General features: G+C 69.2%; 16 protein-coding genes. 6 read left to right on the forward strand and 10 right to left on the reverse strand.

Annotation, left to right across the window (positions count from 1 at the left end):
• Positions 1-95 precede the first annotated feature (95 nt).
• The 5 genes from ACGFIG_RS06035 to ACGFIG_RS06055 form a co-directional block, all read right to left on the reverse strand.
• Positions 96-923, reverse strand: a complete 828-nt coding sequence (locus tag ACGFIG_RS06035) for a peptidase (RefSeq protein WP_392999724.1) — start codon at positions 921-923, stop codon at positions 96-98.
• Positions 920-2,230 (reverse strand): VWA domain-containing protein, encoded by a 1,311-nt coding sequence (locus ACGFIG_RS06040; RefSeq protein ID WP_393001325.1) that lies wholly within the window; start codon positions 2,228-2,230, stop codon positions 920-922. Before ACGFIG_RS06040 ends, ACGFIG_RS06035 begins: the two co-directional genes overlap by 4 nt.
• A 706-nt stretch (positions 2,231-2,936) precedes the next feature.
• Positions 2,937-3,254 carry an amphi-Trp domain-containing protein gene (locus ACGFIG_RS06045; protein ID WP_392999726.1) on the reverse strand — a complete coding sequence of 106 codons (318 nt, stop codon included), beginning with the start codon at positions 3,252-3,254 and terminating at the stop codon, positions 2,937-2,939.
• A 206-nt stretch (positions 3,255-3,460) separates the two neighbouring features.
• The gene (locus ACGFIG_RS06050; protein WP_392999728.1) at positions 3,461-4,540 is read right to left on the reverse strand and encodes an FAD-binding oxidoreductase; all 1,080 of its coding nucleotides are present in this window, start codon (positions 4,538-4,540) and stop codon (positions 3,461-3,463) included.
• Positions 4,537-4,830, reverse strand: a complete 294-nt coding sequence (locus tag ACGFIG_RS06055) for a hypothetical protein (protein WP_392999730.1) — start codon at positions 4,828-4,830, stop codon at positions 4,537-4,539. Before ACGFIG_RS06055 ends, ACGFIG_RS06050 begins: the two co-directional genes overlap by 4 nt.
• A 318-nt stretch (positions 4,831-5,148) precedes the next feature.
• On the opposite strand from ACGFIG_RS06055, the gene ACGFIG_RS06060 reads away from it, so the two are divergent.
• Together ACGFIG_RS06060 and ACGFIG_RS06065 are read left to right on the forward strand one after the other, a co-directional pair.
• Positions 5,149-6,207 carry a DUF5919 domain-containing protein gene (locus ACGFIG_RS06060; protein ID WP_392999732.1) on the forward strand — a complete coding sequence of 353 codons (1,059 nt, stop codon included), beginning with the start codon at positions 5,149-5,151 and terminating at the stop codon, positions 6,205-6,207.
• Positions 6,204-7,007, forward strand: coding sequence for an inositol monophosphatase family protein (locus ACGFIG_RS06065; RefSeq protein ID WP_392999734.1), 804 nt, complete (start codon positions 6,204-6,206; stop codon positions 7,005-7,007). Before ACGFIG_RS06060 ends, ACGFIG_RS06065 begins: the two co-directional genes overlap by 4 nt.
• Positions 7,008-7,650: 643 nt before the next feature.
• On the opposite strand, the gene ACGFIG_RS06070 is transcribed toward ACGFIG_RS06065, so the two are convergent.
• Entirely contained in the window at positions 7,651-8,763 is a 1,113-nt protein-coding gene (locus tag ACGFIG_RS06070; RefSeq protein WP_392999736.1) for a DUF262 domain-containing protein, read from the reverse strand.
• Entirely contained in the window at positions 8,756-9,355 is a 600-nt protein-coding gene (locus ACGFIG_RS06075; RefSeq protein ID WP_392999738.1) for a hypothetical protein, read from the reverse strand. The genes ACGFIG_RS06070 and ACGFIG_RS06075 overlap by 8 nt, the downstream gene beginning before the upstream one ends.
• A gap of 468 nt (positions 9,356-9,823) precedes the next feature.
• Between ACGFIG_RS06075 and ACGFIG_RS06080 the strand changes: the two genes are divergently transcribed.
• Complete coding sequence (locus ACGFIG_RS06080) at positions 9,824-12,898, forward strand: DUF3427 domain-containing protein (RefSeq protein ID WP_392999740.1); 3,075 nt, start codon at positions 9,824-9,826, stop codon at positions 12,896-12,898.
• A 21-nt stretch (positions 12,899-12,919) separates the two neighbouring features.
• Here ACGFIG_RS06080 and ACGFIG_RS06085 read toward each other — a convergent pair whose 3' ends face one another.
• The gene (locus ACGFIG_RS06085) at positions 12,920-13,219 is read right to left on the reverse strand and encodes a multiprotein-bridging factor 1 family protein (RefSeq protein ID WP_392999742.1); all 300 of its coding nucleotides are present in this window, start codon (positions 13,217-13,219) and stop codon (positions 12,920-12,922) included.
• 134 nt (positions 13,220-13,353) lie between these two features.
• Here ACGFIG_RS06085 and ACGFIG_RS06090 point away from each other — a divergent pair, with 134 nt between their 5' ends.
• Both ACGFIG_RS06090 and ACGFIG_RS06095 read left to right on the forward strand, forming a co-directional pair.
• Positions 13,354-13,746 (forward strand): macro domain-containing protein, encoded by a 393-nt coding sequence (locus tag ACGFIG_RS06090; RefSeq protein ID WP_392999744.1) that lies wholly within the window; start codon positions 13,354-13,356, stop codon positions 13,744-13,746.
• 204 nt (positions 13,747-13,950) lie between these two features.
• Positions 13,951-14,445: a hypothetical protein gene (locus tag ACGFIG_RS06095; protein ID WP_392999746.1), complete on the forward strand. Its 495-nt coding sequence runs from the start codon at positions 13,951-13,953 to the stop codon at positions 14,443-14,445.
• 66 nt (positions 14,446-14,511) lie between these two features.
• Here ACGFIG_RS06095 and ACGFIG_RS06100 read toward each other — a convergent pair whose 3' ends face one another.
• A complete protein-coding gene (locus ACGFIG_RS06100) occupies positions 14,512-15,687 on the reverse strand; it encodes an aminoglycoside phosphotransferase family protein (protein ID WP_392999748.1) in 1,176 nt (391 codons plus the stop codon).
• A gap of 104 nt (positions 15,688-15,791) precedes the next feature.
• On the reverse strand, positions 15,792-17,024 hold the full coding sequence (locus ACGFIG_RS06105; protein ID WP_392999750.1) for a multidrug effflux MFS transporter: 1,233 nt from the start codon (positions 17,022-17,024) through the stop codon (positions 15,792-15,794).
• 80 nt (positions 17,025-17,104) lie between these two features.
• Between ACGFIG_RS06105 and ACGFIG_RS06110 the strand changes: the two genes are divergently transcribed.
• Positions 17,105-17,548 (forward strand): MarR family winged helix-turn-helix transcriptional regulator, encoded by a 444-nt coding sequence (locus ACGFIG_RS06110; protein WP_392999752.1) that lies wholly within the window; start codon positions 17,105-17,107, stop codon positions 17,546-17,548.
• Positions 17,549-17,600: the final 52 nt, after the last annotated feature.

The following is a 17,600-nucleotide window of genomic DNA, read 5'->3' on the forward strand; positions in this document are numbered from 1 at the left end:
GGCCCGTTCGGTCATGCCCGCCCCGCTGTCACCGTCGCTCTGCTACTTTCTCCGGTGCGCCGGCTGTCGCGCCGTGCCCCGAACCGCGCTTGCGGTCAGCCGACGCGCTGGCGGGGGCGGGTCAGGGCGAAGCCGACCACACCCGCGACAGCGGCCAGGATGCCGCCCGCGATGGTCCAGTACCAGCGGGACGACAGGCTCGGCCAGCGAACCCAGTCGAACCAGCCGTCCTCCTCGTCACCGGCCGCCGCCGGGTCCGGCGTGCTGGTGGTCGGGTCGCCGGCGAGCACCTTGCCCGGGTTGACCGCCGGGACCAGCGGCTCCTTCAGGTCGCCGCCCTCCGGCTTGGTGTCGCCGTCGGACTCCACCCCGACCAGCAGGCTCACCTCGATCGGCAGGCCCAACTCCTGCTCCGGCAGCTCGATGCCGGACAGCCGGACGTAGTACGTGCCCGGCAGCGGGTCACCCGACCACGGCTCGGCCCACGAGCGCACCTGGCGCAGCTCGCAGTCGAGTTCGACGGTGGCGGCGCTCTTCGAGGCCACCGGGGTCTGCGCCCCGGCGACGCACGCCTGTCGGCGGCGCAGCCCGTCGAAGACCTCGACGGTCCAGGTGGAGTCGCCCTTCCTGCTCGCCGCAGCGGGCAGCGACACGGTGGCCGCCACGTGGTGGGTGTCCCCCGCCGCAGCCGTGAACGACCAGTACAGGTAGTCGCCCACGGAGGCGCCGACCCGTACCGGCTGGCCGGGGCTGATCCCGGCGGCGGTGAGGAACGAGGTGCCGGCCTTGTTGATGGTGGCGGCCCCCGGTGACGGGGTGGGCGTGTCCGCGCTGGCGGCGGCCGGCAGCGCGACGGCGATACCGGTGGCGGCGAGCAGCACCGCCGCCCGGCGGGCCGGGATCGGAGCGTTGCGCGTCCTCATCTGGTCCTCCAGACCGCTACCCACCAACGGGTCAGCCAACCAACGATCAGCCCACTGAGCAGACCCGCGAGGGTCAGTACGCCCAGCAGCACCCAACCCCGGCCGAGACCCGGGTTGTTCGGGGCGGGCGACGCGTCGACCAGGTCGATGGTCAGTTCGAGCGGCATGCCCGGCGCCGCGGCGGCACCCGCCTTGGCGGAGAAGGAGTTGCTGACCACCAGGCAGACGACGGTGGGCTCGGGCGCCTTCTCGGTCGAGTCGGAGAAGACCCCGCCCTTGTCGTCGTTCTCTTCCGCCTCCTCGTCCTCGTCGTCCGCCGCCGACCAGCGCACGCCGGTCGACAGCACGTCGGTACGACCACTGCCGGCGTCGTTGCCCCGGACCAGTTCCCGCCCGTCGGTGGCGGTGGCCCGCAGCAGTACGCCGTAGTCCCGGTTCAACGGCCGGTCCAGGCCGATGCTCACCGAGGCCCGCAGCTCCTGCCCCGGCTGGACCGGGATCCGGTACCACCGGTGCTCCTCGAACCGCTCCCGGTCGGTGTAGACGCCGGGGGTGAGCACGGGCGCCTTGGCGCAGACGTCGGTGCCGGTGACCTTCGCGGGCGTCTTGGCGTGCGTGTCCTTGGCCCGCTCCACGAGCTGCTTGATCCGCCGGGTCAGGTCGTCCTTGCTCTGCGCCGAGGTGTACGTGCCCCCGGTCGCCGAGGCGATGCAGACGAGCTGCTTGCGTACCTTCTCGTCGGGGATGAGACCGAGCGTGTCGACCACCAGGTGGGTGCCCTGGGCGGCCAGTTCCCGGGCCACCTCGCAGGGGTCCGGCGGCGCGCAGGTGTCCTCACCGTCGGTGATGAGCACGATGCGTCGGGTGGTCTCGCCGCTGCCGAGGTCCTTGGCCGCCTCGCGCAGGGCCAACCCGACCGGGGTGAAGCCGGTCGGACGCAGGGTGGCGATGGCGTTCTTGGCCTTCACCCGGTCGACCGGGCCGACCGGTACGAGCTGCTGCGTGTCCTGGCAGCCGAGCTTCTTGTCGTCGCCACCGTAGGTCGCGCCGAGGACGCGGATGCCCAGATCCGTCGTCTCGGGCAGCGCGTCCACGACGTCGTTGAACGCCTCCTGCGCGACCGCGATACGGGTACGCCCGCCGATGTCCTTGGCGCGCATCGAACCACTCACGTCGAGCACCAGCTCCACCTTGGGCGGCTCGACGGGTTCGGTCTCGTGCTCGTCGGCGTAGGCGGGGGGCACGCCCAGTGTCGGGAAGGCCACCAACAGTCCTAAGAGGACTGCCGGGAGCCGTCGTTTGATCATCACGGCGCCGATCCTAGTGATCTCCGTGATCGTCGCTGACCCGACGCGGCAGCGTCAGTCAGCCGCACAGGTGAGCGGGCAAGCTGCGCGCTGCGCGGTAGGCGGGCGACCTTCGCGGTGCGCGGTGCGCAGTGAATCTTGGAAAGAGAAGGCCCCCGGAGGGGCACTTGCTTTCCAAGATTCACCGCACCCAATGCGAGGGCGCAGTGCACCTCGACGGCCGGGCTTCAGGGGACCATGATCGTCGGCTGGCGGCAGTCGCTGCTTACCAAGCAGCGTGCGGACTCCTGCGGCTGCCGGGGAGGGAGAACGATGCCGAACAGGTCGTGCAGGCCAGCATCGCGCAGCTCGCTCCCAGCACGCGGACGGCCGGTCCAGACCTCCTCTCCGCACACGGAGCACTGCTGCTCCTGGCTGCCGTGATCGCCGCCGGCCATGGAAAGCAATGACCGGCTCCGCAGCGCTGGGCCTGGCATGGCTGGCCGAGGGCACCCTCTAGCGCGTCCAGCGGGCAAGCGCCGCAACACCGGCGACGACGGCTGCTCCGCCGAGCAGGGAGCAGGCCGGACGGTGACGAGCGGGCGTGGTGACCGGTGGGGCCATGAGCGAGATGAGCCTTGGCCCGGGGGGTAATCCCAGGCCAAGGCGTTCGCTACCCCAGGTACGTAATCACATGCGTGGGCTTTCGGAGCGCCGTCGCACCACGCTATTCGGCGGTGGAACTCTCCGCCGTATCCGGTGCTTCCGTCTTCGCCTCGGTCTCCTGGGCGGCCCCCGTCTCGACGGCGGGCTCGACCGCCTCAACGGTCCTCGGGTTGACCCAGGAGAACTCGATCTCGACCGAGAATTCGTCCTTGCCCTCCTGCTCGACCTCCAGTTCGCACCGCACCTGGTCGGCGACGGCGATCGCACCCGCAGCGCCGTAGAAAAGGTGCCCGGTGGTCTCCAGTTGGCCCGCCAACTGGCGAAGCCAGGCCGCCAGATCCGCCCGAGACACGGTCCGGGCGTCCTCGTAGATATCCATGCCGCCATGCTCTCATTCCACAAAGGACGGCCTGAGTGAGGGGCGTTCCGATCGACCAGTGGCGGTGGAGAAGTGGCCGACCTGTGGCAGAGCCCGGCGGATCGCGGCCAGGTGGGTCAGGCAGGGTCGCGGGTGCGTGACCCCGCTCATCGGCCGGCCCGCTGGGCCTGCACCTACCTTCGGCTTCGAGTTGCGGTAGACGGTCATCAGGGCACCATCGCCGACGGTAGGTGGATGCGGTCGGCGGGCACCCCGGCGGCGAGCAGCCGCAGCCGCGCGCCGGCGAGCATCGGGGGCGGGCCGCAGACGTACACGTCGTCCTCGGGGTGACGATGGTCGAGGGCGATGGTCAGGGCGTCGCCCTGCTCGGCGGGCTCGGCGGCGGGGTCGTGGCTGAAGGCGGGCACGACGGTCAGCCAGTCGTGGGCACGCTGGAGCTTGTCGAGGGCGGGCGCGTCGTACAGGTCCGCGAAGGCGCGCACGCCGACGACCAGGGTCACCCGCCGACCGTCGGGCGCGGCGGCGACCTGCTCGACCAGGGCGCGCAGCGGCGCCAGCCCGGTGCCGCCGGCCGCGAGCAGCAGGTCCCGCGCGGACGGGTCCAGGCGCAGGCCGGCGTCGCGCGGCGGGCCGAGATGGAGCAGCTCGCCGGGGCGTACGTCGTGGACGAGGCGGTGGGCGACGACCCCGGCGGCGACGGCGCGGACGTGCAGCTCGACGGTGCCGTCGGGGCGCGGGGCGTTGGCCGGGGAGAGCCAGCGCCAGCGGCCGGGCCGGCGCGGCGTGCAGACCGGGACCGCCTGTCCGGGCCGGAAGGGCAGGCGCTGCCAGGGGCGTACGGTCAGGATGGCGACCGTGTCGCACGGCCGGTCGTGGCCGATCACCTCGGCGGGGCACCAGGCCGGGCCATCCTCGGCGCGAGCGGCGGCGCGGCGCACGGCCTCGTCGGCGCGGCGGCCGGCGCGCTCCCAGGCGTCGGCGAGCCGCGACGTCCACAGCGGTCGCGCGTGCCGGGCGACGGCGGCGAGCAGCGCGTCGCCGATCGTGGCGGCGTGCGGCAGCAGGCCATGCCGACGGTACGCGCGGCCGAGCACCGCCAGCAGCGCCGCCCGCCCGGCCGGGTCGTCGCCGCCGACCGTGAGGCGGCCGAGCGCGGCGAAGAGCAGCGGCGCGTCCCGCTCAGGCAGCAGGCCGGGGCGGCGGTCCGCCAGCGTGCACCAGAAGTCGTCCGCGCCCCGCTCGACGCCCTTGTCGACGACCGCCTCCCAGGCGGCGACGATGCTCACGCGCCCACCTCGCCCGCGAAGGCCCGCCGGGCACGGTCGATCCGCTCGTCGGGCAGGTCGAGCGCCCAGAGCACCCCCGCCAGGTAGTCGACGACACGCCGGTGCTGCTCCTCCGACAGGCCGAACCCGCGCCACGGGTCCGTCGCCGGCTGGCCTTCGACGGCCGCGGCGAGGCCCGCCGCCAGGTGCGCGCCGAGCCGCTCCACGTCGACCCCGATGAGGTACGGCGACAGCTCCGCGTCCGCCACCACGAGCCGCAGCCACTGCCCGACCACCTCCTGCACGCTCATGCCCGACCACCCAGCTCGACGTGGAACGGGAGTGGGCACCGGGAATCGTCGACGGAGGTGGGCATGCCGGCTCCTCAAGGATGTCAGGGAGGTGCCCTCGCTCGCGGATCCAACAGCGGAAGGGCCCTTGGCAACGGTTGGCGTGGCACCGGGGCGGGCGGGAGCGGAGCTGTGTCGTGGGGGAATCGCCGCAGTTCCGAAAGCCAGCACCCGCCCCAGGCCATGCGTCGACCCTCTCCGAGCTGCACGAAGAGCAGAACGACCACACACTGCACTTGGCCAGTAACTGAACTGCACTTGCTGCCGGTAAGGTGCACGATGACCGTTCTCGACGTGATCGAAGGCGGCACGATGACACCCGTGCAGCGATGGACCGGCCGGGAGACGAAGGCACTGCGCCACGCGCTCCGCATGAGCATCCGCGACTTCGCCGTGCACCTGGGCGTGGCCGAACGGACCGTCTCGAAGTGGGAAGCCGGCGGCACGGGCGTGGTTCCCCGCCCGGAGATGCAGTCGGCCCTGGATACTGCTCTCACTCACGCTGCCCACGAAGCCCAACACCGGTTCGCGGCAGCGCTCCCCCAGGCAAGCCTGCCAGCTCCCGTTTCTGGGAGTAGTCCCGACCTCGGAGCAGCCGCGCGCGAGCAGGTTACGCGGGCTCGTCAGGCCCTCGGACTGAGCGTCGGAGACTTTGCCGCCGTGCTGGCCCGGACGCTGACCTGGCGACCTACCGGTGACGACATCACCAACTGGGAGACGAGCACCGTCCCGCCCGGCGACGTGGTCTTCGCGCTATCCGCGATTCTCGACTCGTCCTCCCCTGCCAGCCGGGGCAAGGATCGGTTCGGTGACCTCGTTGCCGTCCACACGAACCGCTCCGAGTTCTCGGCCAGCCTTCCGCCCGATCAACTGCTCAGCGGTGCAAGCACCGTGCGGGCCGTTGGCCTGTCGCTCAACCTGCTGTCCCAGGGCTATCCGGACCGCCGCTGGCACGACCTGGTCAAGGCTGGCGCGCACGTTCGCCTTCTGTTCCTCGATCCGGCCGGGCAGGCTGTTCAAGCACGCGAGACGGAGGAAGGCTTCCCGACGGGGCAACTGTCCGGCCTGACGAAGCTCAACATCGAAACTCTCACGCGCGTGCGTGACCGGCTACCTGCCGGACTCCAGGACCGGATGGAACTGGGGGTATACGACGACACGCTGCGCTTCAACGTGATCCTGGTCGATGATCTCTGCGTCGCGCAGCCGTACCTCGCGGAGAGCCGAGGAGTCGACTCCCCCGCGTTCGTCGCCCGACGAAGGCAGGATCCGGGCGGGCTCTACCCGGTCTTTGAGCAGTACTTCGAGACGCAGTGGCGACGGAGGCAACAGGTATGAGCGGCTACGCCGAACTACTGCCTGTCGCGATTGAGGCGGTTGCGCGGGCAGCCGAAAACATGCGCCGCAAGCCGCCCGGTGCACTCACTGCCAAGGGTGACCGCGACATGGCGTCCGCACTGGACTACGAGATCGAGCGCGACGTCCGCGCCCTCCTCCACGCCGCAACTCCCGACATCGGATTCCTCGGCGAGGAGGACGGCGTCAGCGGGTCGGGAGAGATGCAGTGGGTGCTCGACCCCATCGACGGCACGGCCAACTTCGTGCGAGGCATCCCGCTCTGCGCGGTGTCGCTCGGGCTGCTGCACCACGGCGAGGCGGTCCTCGGGGTCATCGAGTTGCCCTTCCTCGGCAACCGTTACGCCGCCGCCCAAGGCGACGGCGCAACGGTCGACGGCAGCCCGATTCAGGTGAGCCAGACGAGCCGCTTGAGCGAGGCGATCGTGGCCATCGGCGACTACGCCGTGGGCAAGGACGCAGCGGCCAAGAACCGACTCCGGCTCGCACTGACCGCCCGGCTCGCGGAGTCCGTGCAGCGGGTGCGAATGACGGGTTCAGCGGCGCTCGACTTGGCCTGGTTGGCCGAGGGAAAAATCGATGCGGCGCTCACGCTGTCCAACCATCCTTGGGACATGACTGCGGGAGTAGCTATCGCACGAGAGGCAGGAGCTCGGATGGTAGACCGCGACGGCAGCCATCACGACATGAACTCATCCGCAACTCTTGGCGTCGCACCAGCTCTGTTGGCAGACACGCTCGACCTCCTTCTTAACACGACGAGGTGGCGCACGCATGATTGAAGGCTTGAAGCTGCGGCACCATACTGCTGCGCAGGCCGCCGGGCTCATCGATCGGCTCGTCGGTCTCTACCTGCTGGTGTACGCGGACGGCGGCCGAGTTCCACAGCGAAGAGCGGTACCGCCGCCAGCTTGACAGCCACATGCAGCGCGACAGCTGGGACCTCGTCACCGCCGCGGTGGATGGTGAGCTAGTCGGCTACATCTACGCATTCCCGCTGCCCGCCGAGACCAGGTGGGGCGGCATCCACGAGCCCATCCCGGCTGGGTTTATCGACGAGGATGGGAAACGGCCTTCGCCATCAGCGAGCTGATGGTGGCCTATGACTGGCGCCGCCGCGGAATCGCCAAGTCGCTGCACGACGAGCTACTCCCTAGCCGTACCGAGGAACGGGCCACCCTCCTGGCTAACCCGGACAGCTCCTCCGCGCAAGCCCGCGTATCGAAGTTGGGGCTGGTAGAAGACCACCAAACTCCAGCCCAGCTGGAGTAACGCGCCCACACTTGACGTCATGGGGAAACAGACTTCGCCGAGCAGCTCACCTTCCCGCTAACTGACGAAGAGGAGGCCGATAAACGCACGCACCCGCCTCCGACAATCCGCACGCCGCCACCGACTATACTGAAGTCAGCTACAGTGGTTCCTTTATCCTTCAAACTTCCTCAGGAGCAAATACCCCAGCTGCTGAGAGCGGATTCTCCGCGACCCCAAGTCTGAAGAGTTCCGAATGCCCGACATGTATCCTTCAACAGCCTTGACAACCTCCTCTGGCGACATTTCCAGAATCACGGAAAGGGATGCGGTAAGGCTGGCCCCCTCACCGTTATCGCCATTTCTCTTCTTGGCTGAGACTGCTCGCTGAAACAAGTCTAGGATGTCCCGGATTTGCTCTATCTGGACCGGATCCGCATTGTCAAACTTCTCGCGCAGCCCCCAAGAAACATGCAGCAGCGTGAACATATCGACAATATTCGACCATCTGGTTCGACCGGCCCACTTAATCGTATTTTTTAGGAACGTTAGCAGCGCAAGGAACTCCGCCGAGCGGTCCTGATAGTCTTCGAAATCCGAGGAGATTTTGTCGTAGCGCTCGTCGAGTTCGGTTTTTTTGTTAGACAATCCAAATATGCAGGTTCCGAAAACCTCGGCATAAAACTCCAGGTCACCACCCCGCTTGCGTCGCTCACCACTAAAAACTCCGGATACAGCACTTATTGGATGTGCGGCACAATCCTTCAAAAAATCATTAAAGGGACCGGGCAGGAGAGCATTCCTGAGCTCTTGCTCAGTTAGCACCATATTAACCCTGTTGACGCGAGCGAAGACTGCGCGCACAAACTCATCGGCAAGGTTCGAGAGTCGCCTAATCGGAAACCGATACTGAAAGAACTCTTGACGCACCTCGTCGGGGAGCTCCGTGAAGAACAGCCCCTCAAACTTTTCCTTCAGCTTCTCGTCCTCTAGCCCATCCAGCGGGAACTTGTTGTTTAAAAATCCAAGCAGAGAGGTCAAGCGCTGCTGACCGTCAACAACGGAAGCCTTCTGCTCACCTTCCGGCGAGGTCTCGTAGGCGAGGTAGATCTCTGGGATAGGATATCCAAGGAGGATAGTCTCCATCAAGGAAACCTTTGCCCGTTCGGGCCAAACTGCCTGTCGCTGATATTCGGGCTGAAGAATAAGCTCGCCAGACTTATTCAGCGACCGGAACTCGGCTACAGTTTTCGACTCGATCTCGAACTTGAGCCCGTGATCAGTCATTGTGCACGCCCTCCTCGATCGCACGATTCCGTGCGATATTCACGCTCTTCACCTGATAGGCTCTGAGTGACTTATGATTGCGGTAAAGTCGATAATTTACTTCGCAATTGATGAAGGCTTCCCCGAGGTCTTCGATGAAGCGATCTCGCGACCGCGACCACCGCTCACCAAAGGATAAGCGAGGCAGTATAACATCGAGGGCAATGCACTCTTCAAAAACCAGCTTCCGAAGATAGTTCTTCTTGTTTGCAAAGAACTCGTCCTCGATGATGTCCCGAAGCTCGCTCCATGCCCGGTCGAACAACTCCGGCGAGATCACCGCGATGTCCAAGTCCGAACTCTGATGGAACTTCCTAAAGTTTTTTCTTGGGTTAAGCGAATAGCCCAAACGAGCACTTCCAACTAACTGGACCGCCATCGGGTCGACGCCAAGTTCGGTGGCAACCCGATGTCGCCACTTGACGTAGTTGAGTTCGTGAGGCCACGCTGCAGGCGTCCCGTCGAACAGGCGGGCAGTGACAAAATAGTCAACCTCCTTCCCTAGAGAACAAAACTCCTCCCAGAATTCGGACAATCCCGAAATCTCGTTCATGCTCTCCCTAGCGAACATCAAGCCAAGCGAGTAGGCCACCCGTCCGCCATCCCCATTTGCCGTAGACGCGTTCCGAGCCCAAGAACGCGCGCCAAAGGTAACCGAGCCTTCGTCGGGCTAGGCCAACTCGCGACGGGTTTTCGAATCTCCGCCTCCATTTCTAAGATGACTGCGAACAGAAAATTGCTTACCTGGCGACAGTCGCACGATATTACCCGCTTGATCCAGGCAAGGGGAACGGCACATGACGCCACCTATCCACGACCTTCGGCCGTTCAGCCTGTGTGAGGTCCAGGAGCAGCAGTTGAAATCGCTAAGCGCAAGCGAGGCACTCAATGTTTTTGCTGGTCAGCCTGTCGTAGCCCGACGCTGGCATTCCATGACACCACATCTCCTGTCACATCCGAGTAAGCCGAGATTGTCAGGGACCCGACACCACTCAACGAGTGGTATGGCTACCTTGCCCTGGTGACGGATCTTGAGCAGGGCGTCTACGAGCACCTGATCACCGGTGAGCTGGCCGGCCGCCTCCAGCACGTCGATCCCGCCCTCGTCCAGCACCACAAGCTCGACCCCGCCGACGCCCCCGACGCCCTCGCCCGTCACATCGCCGCCCTGGCTCACCGCGCCCTGCACGCCATCCCCAACAGCGACGACAAGCTCCACCGTCAAATCGAGCTAGCCAACCGCATCGCCGACGCCATCGCCGCCGAGAGCCCGCAGGCATCGACGGCACAAGACCAGGTCACCGACGCCAGGCACCTCCTGCACGCCATCGCCGCCCCACCCACCCCACCCGCGCAACCAGCATTCCCTCAGCGCCCCACCACCCCGCTCTCCACCGGCGCACTCCTGGTCAACGGCCGCCACCAGCCCCGCATCGGCCACGAGGTCACTCACGAAATGGCGTCGGCGGAGCAGGTCGACCTGCTCTGCGCGTTCATCAAGTGGTACGGCCTGCGCATCGTCGAGCCGGCCATCCGCGAGCTGATCGCCCGGAGCGGCAAGCTGCGCGTCATCACCACGACCTACCTGGGCGCGACCGATCAGCGGGCCCTCGACCGGCTCGCCGAGCTGGGCGCCGAAATCAAGGTGTCCTACGAGACCAGGACCACCCGGCTGCACGCCAAGGCGTGGCTGTTTCGCCGCCACAACGGCATGAGCACCGCGTACGTCGGATCATCGAACCTGTCGAAAGCCGCGCTGATCGACGGCGTGGAGTGGAACGTGCGCGTCTCCAATGTCGAGCAGCCGCACGTCATCGACACATTCACCGCCACGTTCGAGGACTACTGGAACGACCCGGCGTTCGAGGACTACGACGCCACCAGGGACGCCGAGCGGCTACGGAACGCCCTCAGCGGGGAGCGGCGCGAGGACTCGCCGACGCAGATCGCCAACCTGGATGTGCGGCCGTACCCGTACCAGGCGGAGATCCTCGCCGACCTGGACGCCGAGCGGCAGGTGCACGGCCGGCACCGGAACCTGGTGGTGATGGCGACCGGCACCGGCAAAACGGTCGTCGCGGCGCTGGACTTCCGCCGACTGCACCGCAACGGCCAGGTCGATTCGCTGCTCTTCGTCGCCCACCAGGAACAGATCCTCACCCAGAGCCTGGCGACGTTCCGGCAGGTCATGCTCGACGGCAGCTTCGGCGAAACGCTGGTCGGGGGCAAGACCCCGACCATGTGGCGGCACGTCTTCGCCTCCGTCCAGTCGCTACACCGGCGGGAGATCGACCCCGAGGCGTACGACATGGTGATCGTCGACGAGTTCCATCATGCGGAGGCACCGACGTACGCCCGGCTGTTGGGGCGGCTTCGGCCGCGCGTACTGCTGGGGCTGACGGCGACCCCCGACCGGGCCGACGGCCGCGACGTGCGGCGGTGGTTCGACGGCTGCGTGGCGGTGGAGCTGCACCTGTGGGAGGCGTTGGAGCGGCAGTTGCTCGCGCCGTTCCAGTATTTCGGGCTGCACGACGACGTGGACCTGTCGCACCTGCGCTGGAAGCGCGGCCAGGGCTACGACCTGGGCGAACTGAGCGGCCTCTACACCGGCAACGACGCGCGGGCGCGGCTGGTGCTGAAGGCGGTACGCGACACGGTCGACGTGGACCGGATGCGGGCGCTCGGGTTCTGCGTGAGCATCGCCCACGCCCGGTTCATGGCGGAGTGGTTCACGCGGCACGGCGTGCCGGCGGCGGCGGTGACCTCTCACGTGGATCGACTCGCCCAGCATGATCTGCTGCGGGAGTTCAAGGCCGGCAAGCTGCGGATCCTCTTCACCGTGGACCTGTTCAACGAGGGCGTCGACCTGCCGATGGTCGACACGGTCCTGATGCTGCGGCCCACCGAGAGCGCCACTATCTTCCTCCAGCAGCTCGGCCGGGGCCTGCGCCTGGACGACGACAAGCCATGCCTGACGGTGCTCGACTTCATCGGCGGGCAGCACGCCAACTTCCGCTTCGACCTGCGCTGGCGGGCGCTGACCGGGGTCAGCCGCAGGGAGATCAGGGACGCCGTCGAGCAGGATTTCCCGTCGCTGCCCAGCGGATGCCACATTCAGTTGGACCCGGTCGCCCGCAAGGTCGTGCTCGACAACCTGCGTACCGTCATGCCGACGTCGAAGAACGGCCTGTTGGCGGAGCTGCGGCACCTCGGGGACGTCAGCCTCGCCGGGTTCCTGCGGGAGACCGGCGTGGAGATCGAGGACGTGTACCGGTCGGCGACCATCGGCGGGTGGACAGGGCTGCGCCGGCTCGCCGGGCTGGAGTCGTCGATGCCGGGGGCGTACGACCGGGAGTTGGGCCGGGCTATCGGGCGGATGCTGCACATCGACGACCCGGACCGCCTCGATCTGCTGACCCGGGTGGCGGCAGGTGAGCGGCCGGACGCCGGGCGGCTCTGGGACATGCTGCACTTCGACCTGTGGGGTCCGAACGCGCCGCTGGCCTCCCGGGACGAGCGGCTGGCGCGGCTCTGGGCGGAGCCGGCCCGCTGCGCCGAGCTGCGGCAGGTGGCCGAGGTGCTACGCGAACGCATCCACCGGGTCACACCGAGCCCGCTGTCGGCGGAGGTGCCGCTGCGGGTGCACGCCCGCTACAGCCGCAACGAGGCGTGCGCGGCCTTCGGGATGCCAAACCCGGGATCGCTGCGGGAGGGGGTGAAGTGGCTGCCCGATGCCCAGGCTGACCTCTTCTTCGTCACCCTGGTCAAGTCGGAGGCGCACTACTCCCCCACCACCCTGTACGCCGACCGGGCCATCACCGACAGCCTGTTCCAGTGGGAGTCGCAGAGCACCACGTCGTCGGCCTCGGCGACCGGCCAGCGCTACATCCACCACGCTTCGCGCGGCTCGACGGTGCACCTCTTCGTACGCGAGACCCGCGTCGCGGACCGGGACCTGGGCGCGCCGGCCTACCTCTACGCCGGCCCGATGACCTATCGAGAGCACACCGGCGACCGGCCCATGCGCATCATCTGGCGACTGGTGCACGCCCTCCCCGCCGACGTGTACGCCACCGCCCGAACCATCGCCGCATGAGTACCCGGCAAAAGGGAGCGTTCAGGCAGCGTCGGCGTCCGGAGCGAATCTGACGTCCAATTTCATGCTGAGCGCCCGTGCGAGACGCTCCAGCACCGGCAGGGTTGGCACGGTGCCGCCAGCCTCGAACCGGGCCACGGCAGACTGAGTCATTTCGGCGGACCTTGCCAACTGGCTCTGGCTCCAGCCCTTGTGTTCCCGCAGGAGCCGCACCTCCTGCCCGAGCTCGAAGGCGATGCGCGTCGCCTCGTACGCCTCGGCGGCTCCTGGCTCCACCATCCGGCGATCACGTAGGTCGTTCCAGTCAACGCGATCGTCCATCGCTCCACCCCTCATTTCGCGCCGTTAGGCAATAGCAGCGATGCTATGACCGCTCCCTCCGCATGTCTCGCTGACAGTCCGACGCACTTCTATTGCCGAACCCGTTGTCACAGCCGAGTGGTAGCAACAGCTTCGTGATCAGCATTCGGCACGGCGGCCTGCTCGACGCGGACGTCGAGGCGCTCGTCAACCCGGTCAACACCGTCGGGGTGATGGGCAAGGGGCTCGCGCTGGCCTTCAAGAGGGCCCACCCCGGGAACTTCACCGCATACCGCGCCGCCTGCGCCGCCGGCACCGTCCGACTCGGGCAGATGTTCGTGTACGACTCGGGCACGCCGGGCCGGCACCACTACGTCATCAACTTCCCGACCAAGGGTCACTGGCGCTCGTCGTCCCGCCTCGCCGACGTCAAGCCGGGCTACCCGATCTGGTACGCGTCCTGCGCGACAACCGCATCGCCTCGGTGGCGGTGCCGGCGCTCGGCTGCGGCAACGGCGGCCTCGACTGGGCCGAGGTCCGGCCCCTGATCGAGGCGGCTCTCGCCGAACTGCCGAGCGTGCAGACGTTTCTTTACGAGCCCGGATGATCTGTCAGAGACCACCCGTGACGCCATGCGCCCTAACGGCAGCTGGTGCTGGCTGCGGCGCCGCCGGTCTCGTCGCGGACTGACGACTGCCGTACCAGGTTGGTGTTGCTTGCGTCTGGAGGCCTCGGCGTCGGACAGTGCCCCCATGTCCTGGTTTCGCCGCCGCCGCTACTCCGTGCCGGGCGTGTCGCCGAGCAGCTCCCACAACGGCTGGGACGAGTACGACGGCTCTCGGCTGGCCGGCCGCCCGGCGGTCGCCTCGGCGCTGGAACGTGCGCCACGGCGGTTCGCCGACCTCGTCTCCTCCCCTGGTGACCCGGAGATGGCGCTCAGTCGCGAGGAGTTCCTGGCGGGCGTGACGGTGGGCACCGCCGACGGATCGTCGTGGACCGTGAGCCTCGCCGAGGAGTTGACGGCCGTGGTCGACACCGGGCCGGACGTCGTCGACGAGGACATTCTCCTGGCGGCGCTCTCCGGCCGACCCGAGGTGTCCGAGGCGCAGCACCCGGACCGGGAGGTCTTCGAGGTGGCTCTCGCCAGACCGTTGCGGGCCGACGAGGTGCTCGCCCTGGTCGTGGACGCCCTCTCGGCGGCACATCGGCAGCTCGCCCAGCATCTGCGCATCGAGCCGCCCGGCTGAGGGTTCCTGCCCGGGACCGCCTGCCCGACTACCGCCGGGGCCCGGCTGGCACAGCAGGAGAGGGCCTCAGGGGGCTGCGGGCGCGAGTGCCTGCGCGAAGTAGGTGTCGACGTCGGTGGCGTGGTAGACCCGCTCGCTGGCCTCGATCCCGTCGAGGAACATCGCGTACACGGCCGCCAGCCGCAGCGCCGCGACCGGCCGCAGCAGCTCCACGGCCCGCTCCGGCTCGCAGCCGGGCACCTCGGCCCGCCACCGCGCGCACCACTCGGCGAGGACCGGGGCGGCGACGTCGTCCGCGAGCCCCTCGACCAGCCGCAGCGCGTCGAACGCCGGGTGTCCCACGAACGCGTCGCCCCAGTCGATGATCACGTGCCGTCCGGCGTCGGCGCGTACGTTGCCGGGGTGCAGGTCGCCGTGCACGAGGGTGTCCGGCAGCCCGCACCCGCGTACCTCGTCGAGCCGTTCCTCCAGGCCCGCCAGCAGCGACTGCACCGGCGAGGTGTCGTGGCCGACCAGCCGGTCCCGGACCCAGCCTGGCAGGGCGTCGGCGCGCAGGTCGGGTACGCCCGCCGCGACCATGCTCGCCACGTCGGGGACGGATCGCACCTGCACCGGGTGGAAGTCGGCGGCCATCGCCAGCCGCTCCTCGACGGGCGCGCCGTAGCGATCCTCGCCGGGTACGTGCTCGATCAGCATCCGGCCGTCGCCGTCGTCGGCGAGCAGCGTGGACGTCTTGCCGGGCGCTGCCCGGCCGAGCCAGCGCAGCACGGCGGCCTCGTGCCGGAAGAACACCGGCACCTGCTTCAGCCAGGCCGTGCCGCCCGGGCCGTCGAGCCGCCACACCGCCGACAGGTTCCAGGTGCGCTGCTGGACGACGGTCTCCGCCGGTCGGCCGAGCCGCCGCAGCTCGGCCGTCGCCCACGCGAGGCTGCGCGCCGGGCCGCCGGGCTCGGCGTAGGGGGCGCGCAGCGGGTCCGCCGACAGGTCGAGCTTCGCCGGTACGAGCGGCGCGGCGGGCGGCCCGTCGACCTGTGCGAGGTACGTGACCGTGCCGCCCATCGGCAGCGGCGCGTCGCCGGTCAGCAGGCGGAGTACGGCCACCTCGACGCCGTACCGCCGGTGGGCCTCGGCCACGACGGGGCCGACCTCCTGCCACCAGGACGACGGGACGTCGAACGGCGGCAGGGCGCCCAGCGGGTCGCCGGCGGAGTCGACCAGGACGAGGGTGACGGTGCGGGACACGCCGGCACGCTACCGCCGGCCGCCACACTCCGGCGAGGGGTTAACCGCGGGGCCGGGCGAGGCTGCCAGTGCCGGCGGAGGCAGCGAGGCAATAAAGAGGGCCGTCAGGGGCGGCGGGTGCGGGCCAGGGTGCCGACGACGGTGAGGGAGGCGACCGCCGCCCCCGCCACCACCACGGCCATCGGGACGGCGCTGCCCTCGCCCCCCAGCCCGACCAGCGGCACGGCCGACGCCGCCACCAGGGACTGGATGGTGCCGACCAGTGCGGCGGCCGTACCGGCGTGGGCCGGGTGCCGGTCCAGGGCGAGCGCGGTGCCGTTCGGCATCACCATGCCGAGCGAGCCGACGAAGACGAAGAGCGCCACCGCCACCAGCGGCAGGCTGCCGAGCAGCGCGCCGGCGAGCAGGACGGCGGTGGCCAGCAGGCCCACGCCCAGCGAACGCATCAGCAGGGTACGTGGCGGGAAGCGGTCCAGCAGGCGCGCGTTGAGCTGACCGGCGGCGACCAGGGCGAGCGCGTTGACGCCGAAGACGAGGCTGTACGCGCCGGCCGAGACGCCGAAGACGTCCTGGAAGACGAAGGACGACCCGGAGATATAGGCGAACAGCGCGGCGAAGGCGAGGCCCTGCGCCAGCGCGTACCCCAGGAAGATCCGGTCGGTGAGGAGCGAGCGGCCGGCGGCGGCCGTGGCGGCGATGCCGCCGGTGCTGCGCCGCGCGGCGGGCAGCGTCTCGGGCAGCCGCCACGCCACGGCGGCGGCGAGCAGCGCGCCGATCACGGCGAGGGCGACGAAGATGGCACGCCAGTCCCCGACGCGCAGCACCAGGCTGCCGAGGGCGGGCGCGGCCATCGGGGCGACGCCGAAGACGAGGGTGAGCCGGGAGAAGTACTTGGCGGCCTCGCGGCCGGAGTAGAGGTCGCGGACGACGGCGCGGGCGACGACCACGCCCATGCCGCCGGCGAAGCCCTGCGCGAGCCGCGCCGCGGCCAGGGTCTCGGCCGTCGGCACGGCCGCGCACACCAGCGACAGCAGGGTGTACGCGGCGACGCCCACCAGCACGGGCCGGCGCCGCCCGAAGCGGTCGCTGAGCGGGCCGGTGACGAACTGGCCGAGAGCCATGCCGATGAGGCATGCGGTCAGCGAGAGCTGGATCTGCGCCTGGCTGGCGGAGAGGTCGCCGGTCATCGCCGGGAACGCCGGCAGGTAGGTGTCCAGGGAGAGCGGCCCGACCGAGGTGAGCACGCCGAGCAGCACCAGCAGGACGACGGCGGCCCGCCCGGTGGGCGGGGCGACGCGCTCGTCCGGGCGGACGGGCGGTGCGGTGGCGTACGGCATGCTGCTCCCTGGGCTGACGGCTCGGCCCGGATACGGTAGCTCTGACTACAGAGCTATTGCACGGACGAAGGGGCCTGCCTGTGACGGACGAGACAGTCGACCAGCTCGGCGGAGCGCTCGGCGACCTGCACCGGATGCTGCGCCGGGCCGCCATGCAGCGGGTCGGCCGCGTCGCCCTGCCGGACGCCCAGGTGGAGGTGCTGCGGCTCGTGGAGCGGTGGCCGGGAATCGGCGTCCGGGAGGCCGCCGAGCGGCTCGGCACCGCGCCGAACACGGTCAGCACCCTCGTCGGCGAGCTGACCGCCGCCGGCCTGCTGCACCGGGAACGCGACCCGGCCGACCGGCGCATCGTCCGGCTGGAGCTGACCGACGCGGCCCGGGAGCGGATTGCCGCGTACGGGCGGCACCGGCGCGACCTGCTCGCCGCCGCGCTGGCCGACCTGGACGGCACGGACCGCGAGACGCTGCTCGCCACCGCCCCCGCCCTGCGCCGCCTCGCCGACCGCATGACGGGCCGCACCTGAGTCACCTGAGCGGGTCCGGGGCCCGCCCGGAGCACGGGCGGGGCTCGGCTGC

The organism is Micromonospora sp. NPDC049048, from assembly GCF_043197615.1.
Taxonomy (GTDB): Bacteria; Actinomycetota; Actinomycetes; order Mycobacteriales; family Micromonosporaceae; genus Micromonospora.